Annotated in this window: 1 protein-coding gene; it reads right to left on the reverse strand. The window is 40.9% G+C overall.

Annotated features, from left to right (window positions below; genetic code table 11):
• Positions 1 to 68: 68 nt before the first annotated feature.
• Positions 69 to 986: a broad-spectrum class A beta-lactamase ROB-1 gene (locus HMPREF3022_RS03835; protein ID WP_005618523.1), complete on the reverse strand. Its 918-nt coding sequence runs from the start codon at positions 984 to 986 to the stop codon at positions 69 to 71.
• Positions 987 to 1,050: the final 64 nt, after the last annotated feature.

Genomic DNA, 1,050 nt, shown 5'->3' on the forward strand with positions numbered 1-1,050 from the left:
CTTTTTTTGTTGCACTTGGATTGTAAATTCAGCCCTAAATTTTCACTTTTTCTAACAAAATGAATTTGTTAGTTGAGCTGTAAAGTATGAAATACTTGCTTTGCTGCATCTTCTACTAATTTATTGTTGAATTTGGCTTCTTCGGTAAATTGCGTACTCATGATTGCCATCACAATCGGTTTGCGATTTGGTATGCGAACCACCGCAATATCATTGCGTACACCATATTTACCCGCCCCGCTTTTATCGTACACTTTCCACGATGTTGGCGTAGCAGCGCGAATCAATGGATTGCCTGTTGCGTTATTGTCCAACCAATTCCACAAAATCGTTTTTTGCGATTCGGTTAATGTGTTGCCCAATAAATACGCATTTAAATTCATCGCCATTTGTTTGGGTGTACTCGTATCACGAATATCGTTGGGTTTGGCTTGATTTAAATCGGGTTCTAGCCGATTGGTATGGGTTACGTTATCGCCTAATTGTCGCAAAATACGTTGATATTGTTCCACGCCACCCAATTCTTTGAGCAGCAAATTGGTCGCGCTGTTGTCGCTAAACCGCACGGCTGCTTCACATAATTGGGCAATCGTCATGCCTTTGCCAACGTATTTTTGGGTTTCGGGAGAATAACTAACCAAATCTTTTTGGCTATATGAAATGGTACGATTTAAATCTTTTTCAGGCAGCGATTGCAACACCGCCCCAGCCAACAACGCCTTGAAAGTGGACGCATAAGCAAAGCGTTCATCTGCACGATAAGACAAAGAATGTCCCGTTTCTGTATCCCATACATAAACGCCAATTCGGGCTTGATACTGCTGTTCCAAATTCGCCAAAGTCTGTTGAAAGGTGGCTTGTGTGGCTGATTGTTGCACAGGCGCACTAGCAGGCTGCGGATTAGACGTTACCGAATGAACAGAATTGGGCGAACAAGCCGTTAATGTCAGCAATAATAATGTGCCGATTTTTAACTTATTTAACATAAATTATCCTTTGATTTTACTAAATAAATTTCTTGAATTGTCAAACCAAGTGCAACGATTTTTT

The sequence above is a fragment of the Neisseria sp. HMSC065C04 genome (assembly GCF_001815375.1).
Lineage (GTDB): Bacteria > Pseudomonadota > Gammaproteobacteria > Burkholderiales > Neisseriaceae > Neisseria > Neisseria flavescens_D.

Excerpts from the sequence above, each read along its gene's own strand:
- HMPREF3022_RS03835 (WP_005618523.1), bottom strand. The coding sequence starts at position 986 with ATGTTAAATAAGTTAAAAATCGGCACATTATTATTGCTGACATTAACG.